This window comes from Halorarum salinum, assembly GCF_013402875.1.
Taxonomy (GTDB): domain Archaea; phylum Halobacteriota; class Halobacteria; order Halobacteriales; family Haloferacaceae; genus Halorarum; species Halorarum salinum.
Genome location: NZ_CP058579.1, coordinates 917279 through 936324, shown reverse-complemented (window position 1 = coordinate 936324; position 19046 = coordinate 917279). Strand labels below are relative to the sequence as shown.

The 19046-nt window shown below is 66.4% G+C and carries 18 protein-coding genes; 1 reads left to right on the top strand and 17 read right to left on the bottom strand.

The window, feature by feature from the left end; all coding sequences use genetic code 11:
- Position 1 precedes the first annotated feature (1 nt).
- The 8 genes from HUG12_RS04490 to HUG12_RS04455 form a co-directional block, all read right to left on the bottom strand.
- Positions 2-802 carry an MBL fold metallo-hydrolase gene (locus HUG12_RS04490; RefSeq protein WP_179267618.1) on the bottom strand — a complete coding sequence of 267 codons (801 nt, stop codon included), beginning with the start codon at positions 800-802 and terminating at the stop codon, positions 2-4.
- A gap of 8 nt (positions 803-810) precedes the next feature.
- Positions 811-2154 carry a M20/M25/M40 family metallo-hydrolase gene (locus HUG12_RS04485; RefSeq protein WP_179267617.1) on the bottom strand — a complete coding sequence of 448 codons (1344 nt, stop codon included), beginning with the start codon at positions 2152-2154 and terminating at the stop codon, positions 811-813.
- A complete protein-coding gene (locus HUG12_RS04480) occupies positions 2147-2908 on the bottom strand; it encodes a creatininase family protein (protein ID WP_218836394.1) in 762 nt (253 codons plus the stop codon). The genes HUG12_RS04485 and HUG12_RS04480 overlap by 8 nt, the downstream gene beginning before the upstream one ends.
- The gene (locus HUG12_RS04475; RefSeq protein ID WP_179267616.1) at positions 2905-3960 is read right to left on the bottom strand and encodes an ABC transporter ATP-binding protein; all 1056 of its coding nucleotides are present in this window, start codon (positions 3958-3960) and stop codon (positions 2905-2907) included. Before HUG12_RS04475 ends, HUG12_RS04480 begins: the two co-directional genes overlap by 4 nt.
- Positions 3953-5011: an ABC transporter ATP-binding protein gene (locus HUG12_RS04470; protein WP_179267615.1), complete on the bottom strand. Its 1059-nt coding sequence runs from the start codon at positions 5009-5011 to the stop codon at positions 3953-3955. Before HUG12_RS04470 ends, HUG12_RS04475 begins: the two co-directional genes overlap by 8 nt.
- A gap of 117 nt (positions 5012-5128) precedes the next feature.
- Positions 5129-6073 carry an ABC transporter permease gene (locus HUG12_RS04465; RefSeq protein ID WP_179267614.1) on the bottom strand — a complete coding sequence of 315 codons (945 nt, stop codon included), beginning with the start codon at positions 6071-6073 and terminating at the stop codon, positions 5129-5131.
- Positions 6074-6138: 65 nt separating this feature from the next.
- On the bottom strand, positions 6139-7116 hold the full coding sequence (locus tag HUG12_RS04460) for an ABC transporter permease (protein ID WP_179267613.1): 978 nt from the start codon (positions 7114-7116) through the stop codon (positions 6139-6141).
- A gap of 108 nt (positions 7117-7224) precedes the next feature.
- Positions 7225-8898: an ABC transporter substrate-binding protein gene (locus tag HUG12_RS04455; RefSeq protein WP_179267612.1), complete on the bottom strand. Its 1674-nt coding sequence runs from the start codon at positions 8896-8898 to the stop codon at positions 7225-7227.
- A gap of 240 nt (positions 8899-9138) precedes the next feature.
- On the opposite strand from HUG12_RS04455, the gene HUG12_RS04450 reads away from it, so the two are divergent.
- Complete coding sequence (locus HUG12_RS04450) at positions 9139-9639, top strand: Lrp/AsnC family transcriptional regulator (RefSeq protein WP_179267611.1); 501 nt, start codon at positions 9139-9141, stop codon at positions 9637-9639.
- A gap of 281 nt (positions 9640-9920) precedes the next feature.
- Here the strand turns inward: HUG12_RS04450 and flaJ are convergent, their stop codons facing one another.
- The 9 genes from flaJ to cheY form a co-directional block, all read right to left on the bottom strand.
- Positions 9921-11672 carry an archaellar assembly protein FlaJ gene (gene flaJ / locus HUG12_RS04445; protein WP_179267610.1) on the bottom strand — a complete coding sequence of 584 codons (1752 nt, stop codon included), beginning with the start codon at positions 11670-11672 and terminating at the stop codon, positions 9921-9923.
- Position 11673: 1 nt separating this feature from the next.
- A complete protein-coding gene (locus tag HUG12_RS04440; protein ID WP_179267609.1) occupies positions 11674-13344 on the bottom strand; it encodes a type II/IV secretion system ATPase subunit in 1671 nt (556 codons plus the stop codon).
- A 17-nt stretch (positions 13345-13361) separates the two neighbouring features.
- Positions 13362-14123, bottom strand: coding sequence for an ATPase domain-containing protein (locus HUG12_RS04435; protein ID WP_179267608.1), 762 nt, complete (start codon positions 14121-14123; stop codon positions 13362-13364).
- A complete protein-coding gene (locus tag HUG12_RS04430) occupies positions 14120-14572 on the bottom strand; it encodes a flagellar protein G (protein ID WP_179267607.1) in 453 nt (150 codons plus the stop codon). Before HUG12_RS04430 ends, HUG12_RS04435 begins: the two co-directional genes overlap by 4 nt.
- A 1-nt stretch (position 14573) precedes the next feature.
- Complete coding sequence (locus HUG12_RS04425) at positions 14574-15008, bottom strand: flagellin (protein WP_179267606.1); 435 nt, start codon at positions 15006-15008, stop codon at positions 14574-14576.
- On the bottom strand, positions 14992-16341 hold the full coding sequence (locus HUG12_RS04420; RefSeq protein ID WP_179267605.1) for a FlaD/FlaE family flagellar protein: 1350 nt from the start codon (positions 16339-16341) through the stop codon (positions 14992-14994). Before HUG12_RS04420 ends, HUG12_RS04425 begins: the two co-directional genes overlap by 17 nt.
- Positions 16342-16573: 232 nt before the next feature.
- Positions 16574-17122: a chemotaxis protein CheD gene (locus tag HUG12_RS04415; RefSeq protein WP_179267604.1), complete on the bottom strand. Its 549-nt coding sequence runs from the start codon at positions 17120-17122 to the stop codon at positions 16574-16576.
- Positions 17109-18335, bottom strand: a complete 1227-nt coding sequence (locus HUG12_RS04410; protein ID WP_179267603.1) for a chemotaxis protein CheC — start codon at positions 18333-18335, stop codon at positions 17109-17111. The genes HUG12_RS04415 and HUG12_RS04410 overlap by 14 nt, the downstream gene beginning before the upstream one ends.
- Positions 18336-18337: 2 nt before the next feature.
- A complete protein-coding gene (gene cheY / locus HUG12_RS04405) occupies positions 18338-18700 on the bottom strand; it encodes a chemotaxis protein CheY (protein ID WP_179267602.1) in 363 nt (120 codons plus the stop codon).
- Positions 18701-19046: the final 346 nt, after the last annotated feature.

Genomic DNA, 19046 nt, shown 5'->3' with positions numbered 1-19046 from the left:
ATCATCCCAGCGCCCCGATTCGGTCCCGCCGTTCGATCTCCGCGACGACGTCCTTCATCAGTTCGAAGTACGTGCCCGAATCCTCCCGGATCACGAGCCCGTGTGCCGGGAGGATCATCTCGGGGTCGTGCGTTCGCTTCACCCGCTCGATCTCGCGCTGTACCTTCTCGACGTCGACGTACTGGTGCCAGAAGAGGACGCGGCCGTGGAACTGGAGCAGTCGGGTGCCGTCGAGATCGCCGTCGAGTTCGTCGACGAATCGAAGCCGCTCGCTCTCCAGGTGGGGAAAGCCCATCCAGTCGACCGTGAACAGCATCCCCTCGGTTCGCTCGCTCATCCAGAGCGAGACGGGGGCGTCGAGGAAGGTCGCCTCGTGGAAGTCCACGACGTACCCGCCCAGGTCGATCGAGTCCCCCTCCCCGACGAGGCGAGCGTCGTCGAGGCGGTACAGTTCGTGGTCGTCGCCGTAGCGCGGGGCGACGACCGTCGGGTCGTACTCCCTGCGGATCGCGCCCGTGCCGCCCGCGTGTGGGACGTCCGGGTGGGACACGACGAGGTAGTCGAGACCGTCGTCGAGCAGTTCGTCTAGCTCCCCCAGGATCAGGTCGGTGCTCGCCGGCGACAGCGTGTCGATCAGGAGCGTCTCGTCCCCTCCGTCGAGGAGATAGGCACACTGCGGGATGTGGACCGACTCCTCCTCGTCGTACCAGTCGGGGATCGGCTCCATCCCCTCGATCATGCCGGACCGGTCCGGTCCCGGTTCGTACAGCCAGTGGACGCCGGGTCGAATTTCTCTGTCCATCTTCCGTCTCAGAGTTCGGTCGGCACCCGTTCGAGGAACCGTGCGGTCGTTTCGATCCCGTTCCGGAAGCAGTCGACGTCGAGGTGCTCGTTCGGGGAGTGGTTCCCCTGGTCGGGGTTCGCGTACGGGACGACCAGCACGGGCACGTCCAGTTCGCTCCTGAAGTACGCTGCAGGGAGACTCCCGCCCAACAGCGGCATCTCGACCGGGTCCTCGTCCCACACCGTCCCGAGGGCCGCCGCGAGCGGCGTCGACGCCGGCGTGTCCAGCGGCGTCTTCATCGGCGGGAACGACCCCATCTTCGTCACCTCCACGTTCGGGTTCTCGCGTTCGACGTGCTCGGTGATGCGCTGGAGTACCCGCTCGGGGTCCTGGTTCGGCACGAGCCGTGAGTCCAACTTGGCGGTCGCCCGGTGCGGGACGATCGTCTTCTTCCCCTCTCCCTGATAGCCGCTCGAGAGCCCGCTGACCGTCATCGTCGGCCGCAACAGCAGCCGTTCGTAGTACGGGTCGTCGGTGGCGAACTCGTCGATCCCGAGTTCCGATTTCAGCGCGTCCTCGTCGACCGGGATGGTCCCGACCAGCTCCCGGTCCGCGGCCGAGATCTCGACGTCCTCGGAGAAGCCGTCGACGGTCACCTCGTCCCCGTCGAACATCGAGGAGAGGACCTCGACCAGTTCGTTCGCGGCGTTCGGAGTCGGCCCCCCGAAGTTCCCAGAGTGGAGGTCCGAATTCGCCGTCTCGAGGTCGAGCTGGTAGGAGACGATGCCCCGGTTGCCGTAGATGATCGTCGGCCGCCTCGAGGCGTGCATCGGGCCGTCGGCGACGTACACGAGGTCGGCGTCCGCGAGTTCGGTCGGCTCGCCACGCAGGTACTCGATCAGGCCGAGGCTCCCGCTCTCCTCGCCGCCCTCGACCAGGAGCTTGACGTTGACCGCCGGATCGGCGTCGGCGCCGGTCAACGCGTCGAGCGCGAACGCGTGCGCGAGGAACTGGCCCTTGTTGTCCCCCGCGCCACGGGCGTAGATCGACCCGTCACGGACCGTCGGCTCGAACGCCGGGGACTCCCACTCGTCCCGCTCCCCCGGCGGCTGGACGTCGTAGTGTCCGTAGAACGCGACCGTCGGTGCCGACTCGTCGACGGTGCGTTCGGCGTACACGAGGGAGTATCTGCTCGTCTCGATCCGCTCGACCCGGTCGAACGGGTAGCCGTCGAGCATCGACAGCAACAGCTCCGCGCACTGCTCCATCCCGTCGCCCGTCGCGCTGATGCTCGGCTGGGCCAGCAGTTCGAACAGGGCCGAGCGGTATGCCGGGAACCGGTCGTCGATCGTCGTCTCGAGCTCACTCACTGGAATCACCCCGTTCGGATCGGACGCGGTCGGAGAAGGCGCCCACGAGTCGCGTCGTTACCTCCTCGCCGAGTTCGCGCGTCGCGTACGTCGGATCCCCCATGTGGCCGAGCTCGGTCACCGCGTCGAGGCCGTTCGTCATCAGTTTCGACGTCGAGACGTCGCCGGTGAACCCCGGCGTGAACTCCTCTTCGAGCACGAGGTCCGGGCGCAGGTGCCAGACCGACGCGGTCACCGCTGCACCGCCGTGGCCACGAGCCTCGGGGGTGATCTCCATGCGAGCCAGACTCTCCATCAGCGGGTCGATCAGCAGCTCCTTGTCGAGGAGCGTGATGATCTGTGCGTCGACCTCGTCGGCGATGGACGGGAGGATCGCGTTCATCGCCGGGAAGTTCCCGCCGTGGAGCGAGAACAGGACGATGTGCTCGAACCCGTGGGAATCGAGGCTTCGACAGTAGTCCTCGAGGACGCGCATCAGCGTCTCCGGTCGATAACTGATCGTCCCCCCGAACCCCATGTGGTGGTCCGAGCAACCCGGTCGAACGACGGGCGCGACGAGCGCGTCGCCGAGCTCCTTCGCCAACTCCACCCCGATCGCTTCGGCCCAGGCGGCGTCCTTGAGGATGCCGAGGTGTGGGCCGTGCTGTTCGACGGACCCGGCCGGAACGAGGGCCGTCTTCACCCCCTCTTCGATGGCCGATTCGATCTCCACCCAGGTCAACTCCTCGAGCAGTTCCGATCTAAGTTCAATCATACTGTTTTCGTGATTTCCGTCGTCTCAGCGGACGCGTGTTCGTCGTAGAGAACACACCGTGCGTGTCGATCCCCGTCGACGGGGAACATGGGTGGTTCCCCGTCCTGGCAGCGCGGCATCGCCTCCGGACACCGGTCGTAGAACCGACACCGCTCCATCGTCTCCGTGAGGTCCGGCACTTCACCCTCTAGATTGACGGGCTCGCGGTCGACGTCGGGGTCGATGATCGGCATGGAGCCGACCAGCGCCCGCGTGTACGGGTGCTTCGGATCGGAGATGATCCGCTCGGTCGGGCCGACCTCGACGAGCTTCCCGGCGTACATGACGCCGATGCGGTCGCACATGTGCTTCAGCAGCGAGAGGTCGTGGCTGATGTACACGGCCGTGAGTCCGAACTCCGCCTGGAGGTCCTCGAAGAGATCGAGGATGCTCGCTCGAATGCTGACGTCGAGCATGCTCGCCGGTTCGTCCGCGAGGAGGAACGATGGGTCCAGCGCCAGCGCACGGGCGATGCCGACCCGCTGGCGTTCCCCGCCGCTCAGTTCCGAGGGGTACTCCTCGGCGTACGCCTGTGCCGGCCGGAGCCCGGCGTTCTCGAGGGTCTCGTAGACCTTGTTCGCTCGCTCCTCCGGCGTCCCGATGCCGTGGACGTCGAGCGGCTCCCTCACCCAGCGGTAGACGGTCCACTTCGGATTCAGGGACTGATACGGGTCCTGATGGATGACCTGCGCCTCCCGACGGAAGTCGAACAGTTCGTCGTCGGTGAACTGGCTCACGTCCTCCCCGTCGAAGAAGATCCGTCCGTCCGTGGGGTCGTGAAGACGGATCGCGGTCTTCCCGAGCGTCGTCTTCCCGCAGCCCGACTCGCCCGCCAGGCCGAACGTCTCGCCCTCCTTCACCGAGAGGGAGACGCCGTCCACGGCGTGAACGTGCTCCCGGTCGCCCCGATTGAAGAGCCGGGAGACGATGCCCTCGTTGACGGGGAAGTGCTTGTAGAGGTTCTCGACGGCGAGCTTGGCGTCCTCGGGGGCGACCGCTCGTCCGTCACTCATCGCTGCCCCCATCGAACGCCGCTCGTTCCGCTTGCTCGCGTAGTTCCTGCCACGTTTCCCGTTTGCTGGCCTCCTCGCGGAGCAGGTCGGCTTCGTCCGCGCGGTGGCACTCGACGACGTGTCCCTCCCCGAACTCCTCCGGTTCCGGTGTCTCCTCCCAGCACCGCTCCTCGGCGAACGGACACCGCGGGGCGAACCGGCAGCCCTCGTCGGGGTCGGTGAGCTCGGGCGGCGTGCCCGGGATCGAGATGAGCTCCTGTGAGTCCGCAGTGATGTCGGGAAACGCGTTTCTGAGCCCGAGGGTGTACGGGTGACGGGGGTTCCTGATGATCGTGTCCGCGTCGGCCGACTCCACGACGCGCCCGCCGTACATAACCGCGATCCTGTCGCAGGTTTCCGAGACGACGGACATGTCGTGGGTGATCAGTATCATCGCGGTGTCGTACTCCTCCTGGAGGTCCGAGATGGTCCCCAGGATTCGGTCCTGGATCACCACGTCCAGTGCGGTCGTCGGTTCGTCCGCGAGGACGACCGAGGGGCTGACCGCCAGCGCGAGCGCGATCATCGCCCGCTGGGCCATCCCGCCCGAGAACTGGTGGGGGTAGTCGTCGATCCGCTCCGCGTCGAGTCCGAGTTCCTCGAACAGGTCCTCGGCCCGCGAACGGGCCTCGGCTCGGGAGGTGTCCGGTTCGTGCGCCCGGATCGCCTCGACGATCTGATCGCAGACGGTTTGGACGGGGTCGAACCCGTTCATCGCGTTCTGCGGGATCATCGAGATCTCCTTCCAGCGGAGGTTCCGTCGCACCTCCTTCATCGACATTTCCGTGACGTTCTCGTCCCGATACTCGATCGTTCCGTCGACGATCTCCCCGTTGTCGGGGAGGAGTCGGATGATCGACTTGGCGACGGTCGTCTTTCCGCTGCCGCTTTCGCCGACGAGTCCCAACGTCTCGTTGGGAGACACCGACAGCGACACGCCGTCCGCCGCAGCGACGTCCCCCTCCTCCGTACGGTAGTACGTCTTCAGTCCGTCGAGTCGTATCAGCGTCATGCGGGCGGTTTCCCCCGCTGGAATCGCGTCGCGTGTCTCGAGGCGCGTCGACGCGCCCGCAACTGCACCCGGTTTCGGTCGGACGTTCCCGTCCGGTCGGTTCGTAGTGTACTCATTCTACTCGGAATGGCGGAGTTCTGGGTTAGTCACCTGCTCGAGCGCACGTCCGATGAAGAACACGGACATCACCATCAGCATGATACAGATCCCGGGTGGCGCTACCCACCACCACGCGAACCGGATGGCGCCGGCGCTGTAGGCGTCGAAGAGCATCTGTCCCCACGACGTCATGGTGGGGTCGCCGAACCCCAGGAACGAGATGCTCGCCTCCCCGATCACCGCCCACGCCACCGAAAACGAACCGTAGAGGAACGCGAGCGGGAGAACGTTCGGGAGGATGTGATAGTACATGATCCGGAAGTCACTCGCGCCGATGGCCCGCGCCGACTCGACGTACGGGCGCTGTTTGTGACTGAGAACCTGCGATCGGATCACGCGGGCGGTCGAGCGCCAGAGGAGCAGGCTGATGACGATGGCAATGCTCCTGAGACTCGGCCCCAGCAGGAACACCAGGACGAGGACGAACGGGAGGAACGGAAGCCCGTAGGCGATGTCCGTGAGGCGCATCAGCCCGTCGTCCACCCAGCCGCCGAAGTATCCGCTGACGAGGCCGATGTTCAGGCCGATGAACACGGCGATGAACGCCGCGAAGAACCCGATGAGTAGCGACACTCGAGCGCCCAGGATCACCTGCGATGCGACGTCGCGCCCCAGGTTCGTCGTTCCCAGTGGATGGGTGAGGGACGGCTCCGCGAGCCGAAGCGCCGAGCCGTCGCTGGCGCGGTTGATCACGGTCGGGTCGTGTGGAGCGAGGTACGGGCCGAACACCCCGAGCAGTACGAAGACGAAGAGGATGCCCACGCCGGCCTGTCCCATCCGGTTGTTCCACAGCACCCCGACGATGCCGGACACCTGCTTGACGAGCCGCTCGGTCGACGTCAACCCTCCAGCACCGCCGGAGAGTGAGTCCGGGAGCTCGGCCCGTCCATCGTCAGTTCCCATCGCTACACCTCCCGGCCGTCGCTGCGACGCCCGGTCGTTCCGTCGTGCACGTCCCGTTCATCGTCTCAATCATACTGCACCCGTGGATCGAGGAAGCCGTACGCCAGGTCGGCCAGGAAGTTCATGACGATGACCACCGACCCCATGAGGAAGAACGACCCCATGGCGACGGGGTAGTCGTTGTAGTTGATGGACTGGACCATCTCCCGCCCCATCCCCGGCCAGTTGAACACCGTCTCGATGACCAGGGAGCCGCCGATCGCGGTTCCCGATACGAGCGCCATGACGGTGACCAGCGGCAGCACCGAGTTCCTGGCCGCGTGCCGGAACAGGACCTGACTCTCGGGGAGTCCCTCCGCCTTCTTGATCTCGATGAAGTCGGCTTTCAGCACGTCCAGCATCGTGTTCCGCATCAGCAGCATCGGCGTCGCCATGTAGTAGATGGCGCCCGCCAGCATCGGGAGGACCATGTGGTAGACGAAGTCCCAGGCGAGGTACCTCCCCGCGAAACTCGTGGTCTCCACTCCGATGGAACGCATCCCCCCGGAGGGGAACACGCCGAGCCAGAACGAGAAGATCGAAAGCACGATGATTCCCGTCCAGAACTCCGGCGAGGAGCGGGCCATCAGCGCGACGATGATCCCGCCGCGTTCGAACGACGTTCCCCGATACCACCCCAGCAGGGCGCCGAACGTGACGCCGAGCACGTACGCGAGCACCAGCGCTGACCCCATCAGAATGATGGTGTTCCAGAACTTCACGACGAGGATGTCCCAGACCGGTTCGTTGTACCGGAAGGAGGTCCCGAAGTTCCCCGTCAGCAACTGGCCCATGTAGTCGAAGTACTGCACGTGGAGCGGTTCGTTCAGGCCGAGGCGCTGTATCGTCTCTTCGCGTGCCTCCGCGGACATCCCCTGCCCGACGAACATCGAGGTCGGGTCCCCCGGCGCCGCCCTGAACAGGACGAAGAGGATGGTGACGAACACCCAGAACGTGAAGATCAACTGGGCGATGCGTCGAACGACGAACTCCTGGAGCCCCATTATCGACGCCCCTCCCGTGAACCCGCGTGCGAGCACCGCCGTCGCCGTACGACCGACGGTGACGCGTCCTCCGCTCGCTCGTGGGCGAGTGAGTCGTTCCCACGCACGCTACTCCTCCGGGTAGTAGAGTCGGCCATTCTGGAGCGTGTAGCCCGCCTCCTCGAGCGTCGCCTGCGCTCCCTCTATGTCGTCCCCGAACTCCATCACGTCCGGGTTGTGCCAGAACTCGTTGACCTCCGCCATGAACGTGTGAGCCACGGACGCCATCCCGTCCATCACGATGTCGACGATGTCCTGTTTCGGAATCGCGTCCGCGAGGGCATGCCTGACGGCGACGTCGTCGAACGGGGCGCGGTCGAGCTGGTAGTTGATGTGGTACCACCCGTGGCTGTCGATCGAACTGATGCCGACGTGATCGACCTCGGAGTCGAGGCGGTTGACCGTGTCGGGACCCGCGACCCATCCGATCATGTCGAGCGACTCGTCCTCGACGAGTCGCACTAGACTCTGCATGTCGGCGCCCGGGACCTTGATGAGCTCCTGGATGTTTGGCGGGTTGAAGTGATCCTCGTTCGCTTCGAGGGTCATCTGCTCGTCGCGGTTCCACTCGACGAACTTGAACGGCCCGCTGCCGACGGGTTCGGGGTTCTCCCACTCGACGGGTTCCGAGACGCCGTCGAGGTCGTCGGGGACCCCCTCCCAGATGTGTTGCGGGATGATGAACACCTGCCCGAGACCGATCGGGATGAACGGCGCGAACGGCTCCTCGAACGAGAACTCGACCGTTCGATCGTCGACGATCTCGGTCGACTCGAGGGTGTCGATGAATCCACCGAGGACGGACGAGTGTTCACCCAGGTAGTCGAAGGAGAACTTCACGTCCTCGATCGTCAGATCCTCCCCGTCGTGCCACTGTTCTCCCTCCCGGATCGTGGCCCTGATCGTCGTGTCGTCGACCTCCTCGATCTCTTCTGCGAGCCAGTTGCGGGTGGTGCCGTCCCTGTCGATCCGGACGAGTTTGTCGTAGATCAGCCGCATCGTCTGCGTGTCGTGGGTCGCCGCCCCGTCGACCGGGTTCAGGTTGTTGACGTCGGACGGGTAGCCGAGGCTGATTTGCTCGACCCCGTCGGCCGGGACCGAGTCGACCGCCGTCCAGAAGGACATCAACCCCTCTCCCATCATGTTCACGACCTCGTCGAACCGGTCCTCAAGGTAGGGCATCGCCTGCGTCTGGTTCGCGATCGGCGTCCGCGGCTGGTCCTCGGCGAAGATCTCCTGACACTTCATCACGGCCTCGCGCCGTTCCTCCTCGTCGTACGTCTCCCGTTGTGTTTCGGCGTACTCGTCGTACTCGGAGTTCACGTAGTTGATGTGGTTGTACGACCCCTTGTCGGTCTGTGAGGAGTGGTGCAGCGAGTAACTGAAGACGTCGGGATCGAGCCGTTCGGCCCGACCGGCCCAGTTCAGGGTGAACGCGTCGAAGTCCTGCTGGGTCATCGCTTGATCGACGATCGAGTTCCACGCCAGCGGGTTGACTTCGACCTCAAATCCGAGTTCCCGCCAGTTGTCGGCGATGAGGTTGCCGAACTCGTACCGAACTGGGTCGTAGTCTTGCGTCGTCACGATGAGTTCGATCGGATCGACCGGGTCGCCCGCACCACCACCCCCTCCGTTCCCGCCGCCCGACCCCCCACACCCGGCCAGCGCGAGGGAGATCCCCGCGCTCCCGGCACCGGCTGTTTTTCTCAGTACGTCCCTGCGGGTTTTGGTAGTCTTCCGCATGGTTGTTGCTGAATGCCACACCCCCATATAGCTTACTGAAATAATTCTTATGGTTCTTTTTGATGGCTAAATCGATTGGCGATACAGGCGATTAATCACAATTGTTCCCCAAAACCCAAATAGGCACTTGTTGTTCACAGAATCATGGCTCGCTGTGACGGAACGAGATCCAACAGGAAATCCCGTGGTAGAATCGACCAACAACGTTTAGCAATCCGTGGGGGAAGGTGAGGCGACCCTATGGCAAAACAGACGTTCGAATCGTTCGACGACATCGACGGCGTGATTCTGCAGACCCTCGCCGAGAATCCGAGAGTCCCCTATTCCGAGATCACGGATACCCTGGCTGACCTGGGCTACGAGATGAGTTCGGAAGGAGTCAGATACCGGGTCGACAAGATCATCGAGCTAACGACCGTGTTCTTCCTCGTCGATCCGCGAAAGGTCTCCTGGGAAATCCTCCGGGTGGCCGTCTCAACGGCCGATACTGAAGATGCCAAGGACGAAGCCTTCGACCTCCTCTGTGAGCAGCCGTTCTGGCACGTCTCCCGTGGCGTCGGGACGTACGACATCTACGCCGTCGGGAGCCTCCCTTCGCTCGAAAAGGTGGATGAACTGGTCACCACCGTCCGCGAGGCGGACAGCGTCCAGAAGGTGGATTACATCGTCGTGACGGAACGGAACCAGGACATGACGCAGTACCTGAACATGGACTATCTCCTGTCCCCGGAAGATGCGTAACGGTCGGGCCGACGATCGTGGCGGAGAACCGGAGTCGAATGCCGTGTGATCGGGTGAGGAGCATCTTCGACCGGATCGAGGGGTCCGCTGGCGTTGTGAACGGGTGAGGTGCTTCGTCGATGTGCACCGACGCAGCGTGGGTGGAAGCCAGCACAGCGAGGTTGGGCGAGAGTAGTCACGGGTAGATTCTGCTCCGTCCGGCCGATGTGACATCCACTCTCCAGCCATCGCGTTACGGAACCCCGACAGTGGGTTCCTCCCCGAACCACGGCAGCAGCCGTTCAGATCGTCAGTATCTCCGTGACGAGCCGCTGGGTGAACAGCGCCACCCCGCAGCCCAGCCACGTCATCGCCACGAAGTGGAGGTACGCGTTCGCCTTGTTGCCGCCGTCGATGGTCCGGATCATCACCGACGAGAGCACGGCGTTGAACAGGATGACGAGCAACAGGAGGAACTCGATGAGCGGGATGTCGTACACGCCGGCGTAGATGATCTGCCCGACGCCGCCGGCGTCCTGGACGCTGAACTGCTCGGAGAGGTCCGCGAGGATGTCGACGACCTGCAGGCCGATGAAGAACGCGAACGCGGAGGCCGCGGTGATGCCGTACAGCAGACCGATCATCGTCACGGTCGCCTGCCGGCGCTGCTCGCGGAGCTGCATCACCGTGTTCATGTTCTCGGAGATGAGCTCGCCGAGCATCTTCGGCCGTCCCCCCATCCGACGCCCCTCGAGGTACATATCGGAGAACTTCTGGATGAGGTACGAGCGCGTGTCCGCGGCGAACGTGTGCCACGACTGGGAGGGGTCGATTCGGATGTTGAGCCGGCGGTACAGCCGCGTGATGGCCGGCGAGAGCGCGCCGAAGTCCTTCTGGTGGAGCGTCCGGAGCACGTCGCCGGTCGTCGACTGCTTCGCGGACTCGGCCGCGCCGAGCGCCCGGACGAACGACGGGAACTCCTCGTCACGCTCGCCGATGTTCCGCTCCTCGATCCGGAGCATCACGCCCGTGATCGCCATCGGGGTGATGGGGACACAGACGTACAGCGGAACGGGCGTCTCGTCGAGGAAGAACAGCAGCCCCGGCAGGCCCGGGCCGTACCCGAACAGCCCCGCTCCGACGACGGCGACGAGGACGAACGTCAGCCCGACGCCCACCACGAGGCTCCCCCAGAGCCGGAGGTCCGTCGGCGCGCCCCGCTCGGAGTGGAACCACACCGGGTCGTGGGGCGCCATCGCCCGGATCATCACGTAGAAGCCGAGCTGGACCAGCATGAACATGACAATGACCGCCGAGACGGTGACGGTGGGGTCGTCGCCCGTCAGGATGGGCAGGACGATGGCGAACACGAGCGCGAACGTCATGGAGAGGATCATCGACATGTAGAGGTCCTTCATCACCTCCAGGTTCCCCAGTGCGCCCTCGTACACCGTGATGTAGTTCTGGATGACCGCGTCCTGTTCGGACAGCAGGAACTCGTCGATCGACTGGCCCGCCCCGATGGTGTAGCCGAGCCGGTCGAAGAAGTCCGAGAAGGCGTCCGAGGGCACCTCCTTGGCCCGCCGCCGCAGCGCGTCGTCGAGCGACTGGTTCCACGTGTCCACCAGGTGGACGATGCGGCCCAGTTCCTCGGCGGCGGCGCCGTACTCCTCCTCGCCCGCGAGCGTGCGGAACACCTCCATCCGGTCGATGTTCGTCGTCGAGAGCACGGTCATGTGGGTCATCACGAGGTGGAGCTGGTTCTCGATGGCGACCTTCCGCCCGTTGAGGTACAGCTTCGGGTACGCGACCGCCGCGCCGAACACGAGCAGGCCGAGCAGCGGAACCGGTACCCGGACCGACAGCGGGAACGGCAACAGCACGGCCCCCGCGAGCGTGAGCAGGAGGAACCCGAGCGCCGGCAGCAGGACGTACGCGACGTACTGCCGCCGCGGCATCTCCAGTTCGTCGTACGAATCGAGCAGCTCCCTCACCAGGTCCGACAGCGAGTCGGGGAACAGGGTCGACGTGCCGCCGCCGGTTCCGGTGCTCATGTTAGCTCGTGGAGCGGTGCATGTCGAACGGGAGCCCGTCGACGCCGTCGCGCTGGAACGACGTGATGGCCTCGTTCACCTCGTGGTAGCCGAGGATTCCCTCCTGGATCATCCGCTCGATGAGGTCGGCGCGGAACGAGAGGTCGTCGTAGATGTCGCGGGTGTCCGCGTACCCGAGCAGGGTCGCGATCTGCTCCTCGAGGACGTAGGAGTTGTTCATGCCGCGGAAGACGATCTCGTCCTCCACGGGGTCCCAGTCGAACACCTGCCGGGTGACGACCCCGTCCATCTCCTTCGAGTAGCCCTCGATCTCCTGGACGGAGGTGACCCGTCGGAGCACGTCGTCGCCCTGCTTCACGCGGTTCTGGAACAGCGCGACGTCGGCGACGTCCATGAACGTCTCGGGGACGTTGATCGGGTCGGAGGTGAACCGCTGGATCATCGAGACGATGTCGGACGCGTGGAACGTCAGCATCACGGGGTGGCCGGTCTGGGCGGCCTGGAACGCCATCCGACCCTCGGCGCCCCGCACCTCGCCGACGATGATGTAGTCGGGGCGGGAACGCAGCGCGGCCGCGACCAGGTCGAACATGTCCACGTCGTTCGACTCGCCGCCGTCGCCCTCCCTCGTGAGGAGCTGCTGCCAGGTGTTGTGCGGGGGGACGACCTCGGCGGTGTCCTCCGCGGTGTATATCTTCGAGTCCCGCGGGATGTACGAGAGGATGGCGTTCAGCGTCGTCGTCTTCCCCGACGCCGTCTCCCCGACGACGAACACCGTCTGCTCGTTCTCCAGACAGAGCCAGAGGTACGCCGCCAGTTCCGGCGACAGCGTCCCCCAGTTGGTGATCTGGTTGATCGAGAGCGGCGTCCCCTCGCCCTGCCGGATGGTGAGCGAGGAGCCCTTGATGGAGACGTCGTCGGAGTAGATGATGTTGATACGCGACCCGTCCGGGAGCGTCGAGTCGACGATGGGGTTCGAGTCCGAGACGGGGTCGCCCATCCGCTCGCCCATGTTGCGCAGCCAGTTGTCGAACTGCTTGGGGGTCCCGAAGTCGACGGTCGTCTCCATCATCCCGAAGACGCCGTGGTCGACGTGACACTCTTTGGGCCCGATGACGTGGATGTCCTCGTTCTCCGGGTCGCGCATGACCGGCTCCAGCGGGCCGAAGCCGACGATGTCGCGGTTCAGCCGGTACCGGATGTTCTCGTACGTCTCCCGCGACACCTCGGTCCGGCCGAAGTTCAGCACCTTCGAGAGCGGGCCGTACTCGCCCCCCTCCTCCGCGATGACCGTGACCTCCTCCAGCAGTTCCTCGATGAGGTCGTCGTAGCCGGACTCCTCGTCCGGCGCCCGGTGGTGGCCGCTCTTGTTGAGCAGTTTGCTCTTGACGACGCCCAGCACCTGCTCCTCGGCGGTCGAGAGCGTCGGCTCGACGGCGTAGTACTTCGTGTCCTGCCCGAAGTCGCCGTACACGTGACAGAAGATGGGGCCGCCGACCGGGTAGAGCACGTTCGGCCGGCGCGCCTCGTGGTCGCCATGGACGTCGTCGACGAACATCGGGAACTCCCCGGTGATCTGCTTGAACTTCTGGAGGTGCTCCCGGAGGTGGGGGCGCTTCATCGCCAGTTGCTTCAGTTCGCTCGACGGTTTCGCGGTTCCCTGGTCTGTCATTCGTCGTCACCTCGTCGCTACGCGACGCTCCTCGATTCGATGACGATGCCCGTGCCCGACCGCACGGAGAAGCCGATGCTGTCCCCGACCTGGCTCCCCATGCCGGCGAAGCGCTTCACCGAGATGTTCCGGCGGACGTCGCTGCCGACCTCGACCATCTGTAACTCGAGGAAGACGTCCGCGATGGAGCGGAACGGGCCGATGGCCTCCTCGCCGACCGTGGACGGGTCGACGGTGAGGACGATCACGGTCCCGTTCGAGATCATGTCACGGAAGAACGAGATGATCTCGAGGGCGGCCTGCCGCTCCTCGTTGTTCCGGACGAGCGCCTCGAACGTCGGGTCGTTCCGGAGGATGGAGTCGAACGTGTCGAGGATGACGACGTCCGACTGCCACATCGTCTCGGCCTCCATCAGCCGCTTGAGAAGCTCCTTTCGCTCGCCGTCCCCCTCGGAGAACGCCCCGCCCGAGTCGAAGTCCGCCGCGAGGAACAGCAGTTCCTCGTTGAGCAGCGGCTTCGTCACGTCGTACTCCAGCGAGTACATCTGGTCGATGAACCCGGAGACGGTCAGCTCCGTCGAGAGGAGGGTGACGCTCGCGCCCTCGTCGACGAGGCCGTAGCTGAACCGCTGGGAGAGCGCGGACTTGCCGGCGCCGTAGTCGCCCTCGACGAGCACGATGCTCCCGCGGGGGATGCCGCCGCCCAGTTCCTGGTTCAGCTGGTCGCGCTCGGGCAGGCCGATCGACAGCAGGTTGTCGTGTGGGTTTCGACTGCTCATACGCGGAACCGCAACACCTCCTCGTCCGAGCGGACGACCAGCTTCAGCCGGTGGTCGCCCGTCTCGAGTCCCGGTGCGTGGACCCGAAGTTCGACCACCTCGCCCTGGCCCCAGCCGGTGGCGTCGCCCACGAGCGAGACGGAGACGTTCGTCCGGTACGTGCCGTCGAGCAGCACGTCGAACGTCGACGGCTCCGCCCTGAGCGCCGACGAGCCCGTGTTCCGGACGTAGACGGTGACGTTCTCGCCCCCGGAGGCGTTGTACACCTCCGCTCCCGGATCCGAGATGATCTCGGTGTCGGCGCGCACGTCGCCGGCCACGTCGAGCGAGCGCTCGCTGATGGCGTCGCCGAGCCGCGTCACCTCGCTGGTCAGCGTGCCGGCGACCGAGGCCGCCACGAGCAGCGCGGCGATGAACAGGACCATCTCCGCGACCCCGCCGCTCGCCACGCTAGATCACCTCCACCGCCGCGCCGTCGCGGACGCCGTGGTCGACGACGACGGTCGCGCGGTCGGGTTCCTCGGCCGTGTCGACCTCGAACCGCGCCCGCTCGCCGGGGAGCCAGACGTCGGTGTCCCCGTCGCCCTCGACGGTCGCGTTCGCCTCGAGGTACGTGTTGTCCGCGATGAGGTCGACGCTGGCGAGGTCGAGCGCGGTCGAGCCCTCGTTCGTGGCGTTCACGACGAGCGTGTCGTTGTCTGCGTCGTAGGTGGCGTTGGTCACGGTGATGTCGGTGTTCTGCTGGTCGAGCGCCCGGTCGTTCGCATCGTGCTGTGCGTCCGTGACGAGTTCCGCGCCGTTCGCCACCGCGGGGTAGAACGCGCCCGCGGCGACGAACAGCCCGAGGAACACGACGGCCGTGGCGGCGCTAACGCTGAGGCCCATGCAGGCCCCCCGAGAGCTGCGGCCAGCGGTCGATGACGACCGACTCCGCCGTCGCGTTCGTCAGCTGCATGATGTACTTCAGGCTCCGCGTGTGGTGGTCGAGATCGAGCTCGGACGTGCCGGGGCGGTCCATCAGGTTCCTGTCGATGTCGCCGAAGCCCGAGAGGAATGCCTTCAGCTGGTTCGCGACGTCCTCGCCGATCCACTCCACCCGCTCGTAGTAGTTCACGGCGCGCACGGCGTCGGTCGTGCTGGACTCCTCGACGAGGAACTCCAGCCACTCCATCACCATCAGGTCCCCGACGTAGTCGCCGGGGAGCGAGGTGAGGTACGGCTTCCGCGGTCCCTCGGAGAGGTCGCCCTCCTCGACGAACTCGAAGCCGCCGCCGTCGTCGTCGGTCACGGTCGGGTCCGTCGGCACGCCCTCCGGCGCGTCCGGCTCCGGCCCGGGGTCGTCCTCGAGCGGGTCGTCGGCCGCCTCCTCGAGGTCGAGGCCGAGGTCGCCGTTCCCGTCGACGTCCTCGAGACCGTCCCCGTCCTCGGCGTCCCCGCCGCCGGCCCACTCCGCGTCGCCGGACTCGTACTCGTCTTTCAGTTCACTGAAGCTCTTGCCGCCGTTGTCGCTGGCCATGGTTTCGTCCTCCGTGTCGTCGTCGGTGTCGTCCAGGTCGTCCAGGTCGCCCAGATCGTCCAGGTCCTCGTCGAGCTCCTCGTCCTCCTCGACGAGCTCCTCGTCGAAGAACCCCTCCGCGTCCGCGCTCGCGAGGTCCTCGTCGAGTTCCTCCTCGTCGTCCTCCTCGCCGTCGTCGTCGAAGAGCCCGAACGAGTTGTCGCCGCCGAGGTCGGCCCCGCCCGTCTGGACGTCGTCGACGAACGGGTTGATCCCGCGCGTGACCATCTCGTAGATGTCCAGCAGGCTGCGGACGTCCTCGCCCATGTCGTCGACCTGGCCGGAGATCTCCTCGTTCTCCGACCGGACGGTGTTCACCGTCGAGGAGAGGCTGGCGACCTCGTTCTCGAGGTCCTCGAGTCGCTTCTCCAGCTCGGCGGCGTCGTCCTCCTCCTCGTCGCCCCCGAAGGGGTCGTCGTCGTCCCAGTCGTCCATCCCGCCGAAGTCGCCGAGGTCGTCGCCGTCGGCGGCGCCGCCGCCGCCGAACGCGCCGTCGTCGTCGAGCAACGGGTCGTCGTCCACGCTCTCGTCCCCGGCCGACTCGTCGTCGTCCCGGAAGCGATCGAGCAGGCTCGCGCCGAGCAGGCCGACCGAGACGAGCAGGCCCGGTTCGACCCCGGCGAAGCCGGCCGCCGCCTCGGGCAGTACGGTGAGGAGACCCATTACCGCGATTTCTTCCCCGGACTGCCCTTAAACTCTCCCCGTCGTCTATCAGGACAGATAACGGTCGGCCGTCGGGGCGGGTCCGATCCCCCGCGGTCGCGATCGGTCGGTCGGGTCGGGCCGCAGGTGAACGCGTCCGTCCCGGAATCTGCCGAACCATCCATCGGGTTCGTCGGGCGAGGGACTCGATCCGTCCGATTACGAACGTCCGGAATCCGTCCAGTTGCGAAGATCAGAGTACTCGCGTGTCACCGCCCGCGTACGCGACGCGGAGTCGACCGTCGGCGGTGTCGAACCGGAGGGACCTCCCCCGGTGGCCGCCCGTGTCCGCGGCAACGACCGGGACGTCGTTGGCCGCCAGCACCCGTTCTGCGGCCTCGACGTTCCGGCGGCCGACCGACGGCGCGGACGGCCCGCGGTCGAACTCGATCATCTCGGAGGCGCCCGCGAGTTTGGCGCGGAGGCCGTCCGGCGGGGCGCCCTCGTCCGCGAGGGCCGCGAGCAGCGCCTCGACGCCCTGGACGACGAACTTCTGGTCGACGCCCGGATGGTCGCTCGCCTCCGGCAGCATCGCGTGGAGGAGCCCGCCCGCCCCGGCGCTCGGGTGGTGCACCGCGACGCCGAGACACGAGCCCAGCCCGCTGGTGACGAGCGCGCTTCCGTCGGTGGCGACGGCCGCGTCCGAGAGGCCGACCTTCCGTCGCGGGACGTCGTTCGGGGAGCCGCCGTCGTATCCGCACCCCGATCGGTTCGAGGGGGAGTCCACGTCAGCGGACGTCATCGGACCCCGCGGGCCCGTGACCGCCGTCGGCGACCGCCGGGTCGATGCGGTCGAGCGCCGCGGCGAGTTCACGTTGATCCGGGAGGGCGTAGATGTCACACCGGACGTCGCCGTCGGGGGTCCGGACGGTGGAGTCGATGATGAACGCGTGGTCCTGGGTCCGGCCGAGGTCGCTCACGAGCGGGCTCATCACCGCCGACCCCATGTCGTGGACGAACTGAGGTGGGGTGTGCTCGATGCTCGTCCCGAGCACGTTCGCCCAGCCGTCGATGAACCCGGAGGTCACGATGTTGCCCAGTTCGCGGAGCGCCCCGCGCTCCATCTCCCCGATGCCGTCGTCGGTCTCGGTGGGGATCATCGAGCCCGCGACCCGCTCGGCCGAGGACTCGTCGAAGAGGACCGCGAGGTAGCCGCTCGGCTCGCCGTGGAGTTCGAACACCGTGCCGGCGAGCGTCTCGTCGCCGACCTCCGAGGGGACGTCGCCCACGGGGACGAACCGGATCCGGGAGACGTCGACCGCGGTCTCGGTGCCGGTCATCATCGTCACCTTCTCGGCCGCGCTGGCGGCGCCGCGCCTGGTCATCCGGCTGAACGCCGGCAGTTTGTCCACCGGAACGGCCTCGCCCGCGGCCGCGGCCCGTTCGTCCTCGTGGCCGAGCAGGTCGGTGAACCCGGAGTACTCGGGGAGCATGTAGATGGTGAGATCCAGCTCCGAGTCCATCGCGGAGACGCGCGACTCGAAGAGGAACACGCCCGAGCGGTCGTCGTCGAACGCGCCGTCCGGGAGCACCTCGACCCCCGACGCGCGGACGTACGACGGCGGCGTCATGTCGATGGCGACCCCGAGGTGGTCGGCCCAGCCGTCGATGAACCCCGACGTGAGGATGTTGCCCGCCTCGGTGACGCCGCTGCGGACGTACTCGGGGTCGTCGCCGGCGCCGGGCATGAGCCGGGAGACGAGTTCGTTCGCCGCCCCGCGTTCGAACGCCATGACGGTCTGGCCGGCGATGCCGCCCGTCAGCCCGATCTCGACGCCGACGAACTCCCGGTCGGCAAACGCCTCCCGGAGGTCGCCCGCGGCCATCAGCGTCACGTCGGTCACGTCGACGTACACGCTCGCGCCGGTGAGCTGCGAGAGCGAGTCGGCCGCCCGGTCGGCGCCCTGGCTCGCGAGGCGGCTGAAGGTGCCGAGCGACTGGATGTCGACGTACATCCCTACGCCGGGACGACGTCGTTGATGGCCTCGAGGACGTTCGGCTTCTGGAACGGCTTCGTGATGTACCCCTCGGCGCCAGCCTTCACGGCCGCCTTCATCTTCTCCTCCTGGCCCACGCTCGTGCACATGATGACGCGGGCGCCCGGGTCCGAGCCGGTGATCTCCTCGGTCGCCTCGATGCCGTTCCGGATCGGCATCACGATGTCCATCATCACGATGTCCGGGCCGTACTCGCCGTACATGTCCACGGCCTCCACCCCGTTCTCCGCCTCGCCGACGATCTCGAACTCGCCCTCCAGGATCTCGCGGAGGAGGTTCCGCATGAACTCCGAGTCGTCGGCGATCAGCACGCTGGTCGACATAGCGGAAACGGGCCCCGGAATCAAGATAAACGCTCTCCCCCGCGTATCAGGGATGAAAACGGAGATGCGTTCACGTGCAGGGAATCAGCCGGCCGGCGCGTGGCGGCCGCGCCTCGTGCGCGGCCAACGACGCGCGAGGGACGAGCACCGCAGTGTGAGCGACCGGAGGGAGCGAACGCGAGGAGCGCAGGAGGCTGGGGAGGGTGAGGACGCGGTGCGGGCGGGCGGGACTGAAAGGGGCCGCGGCGGTGGACGAAGGCGCGGACCGCCAAGCACCGCAGGCGAGCGACCGCAGGGAGCGAGCCGAGGAGCACAGCGGCCGCACCGAGTCCACCGCCGCGGGGGC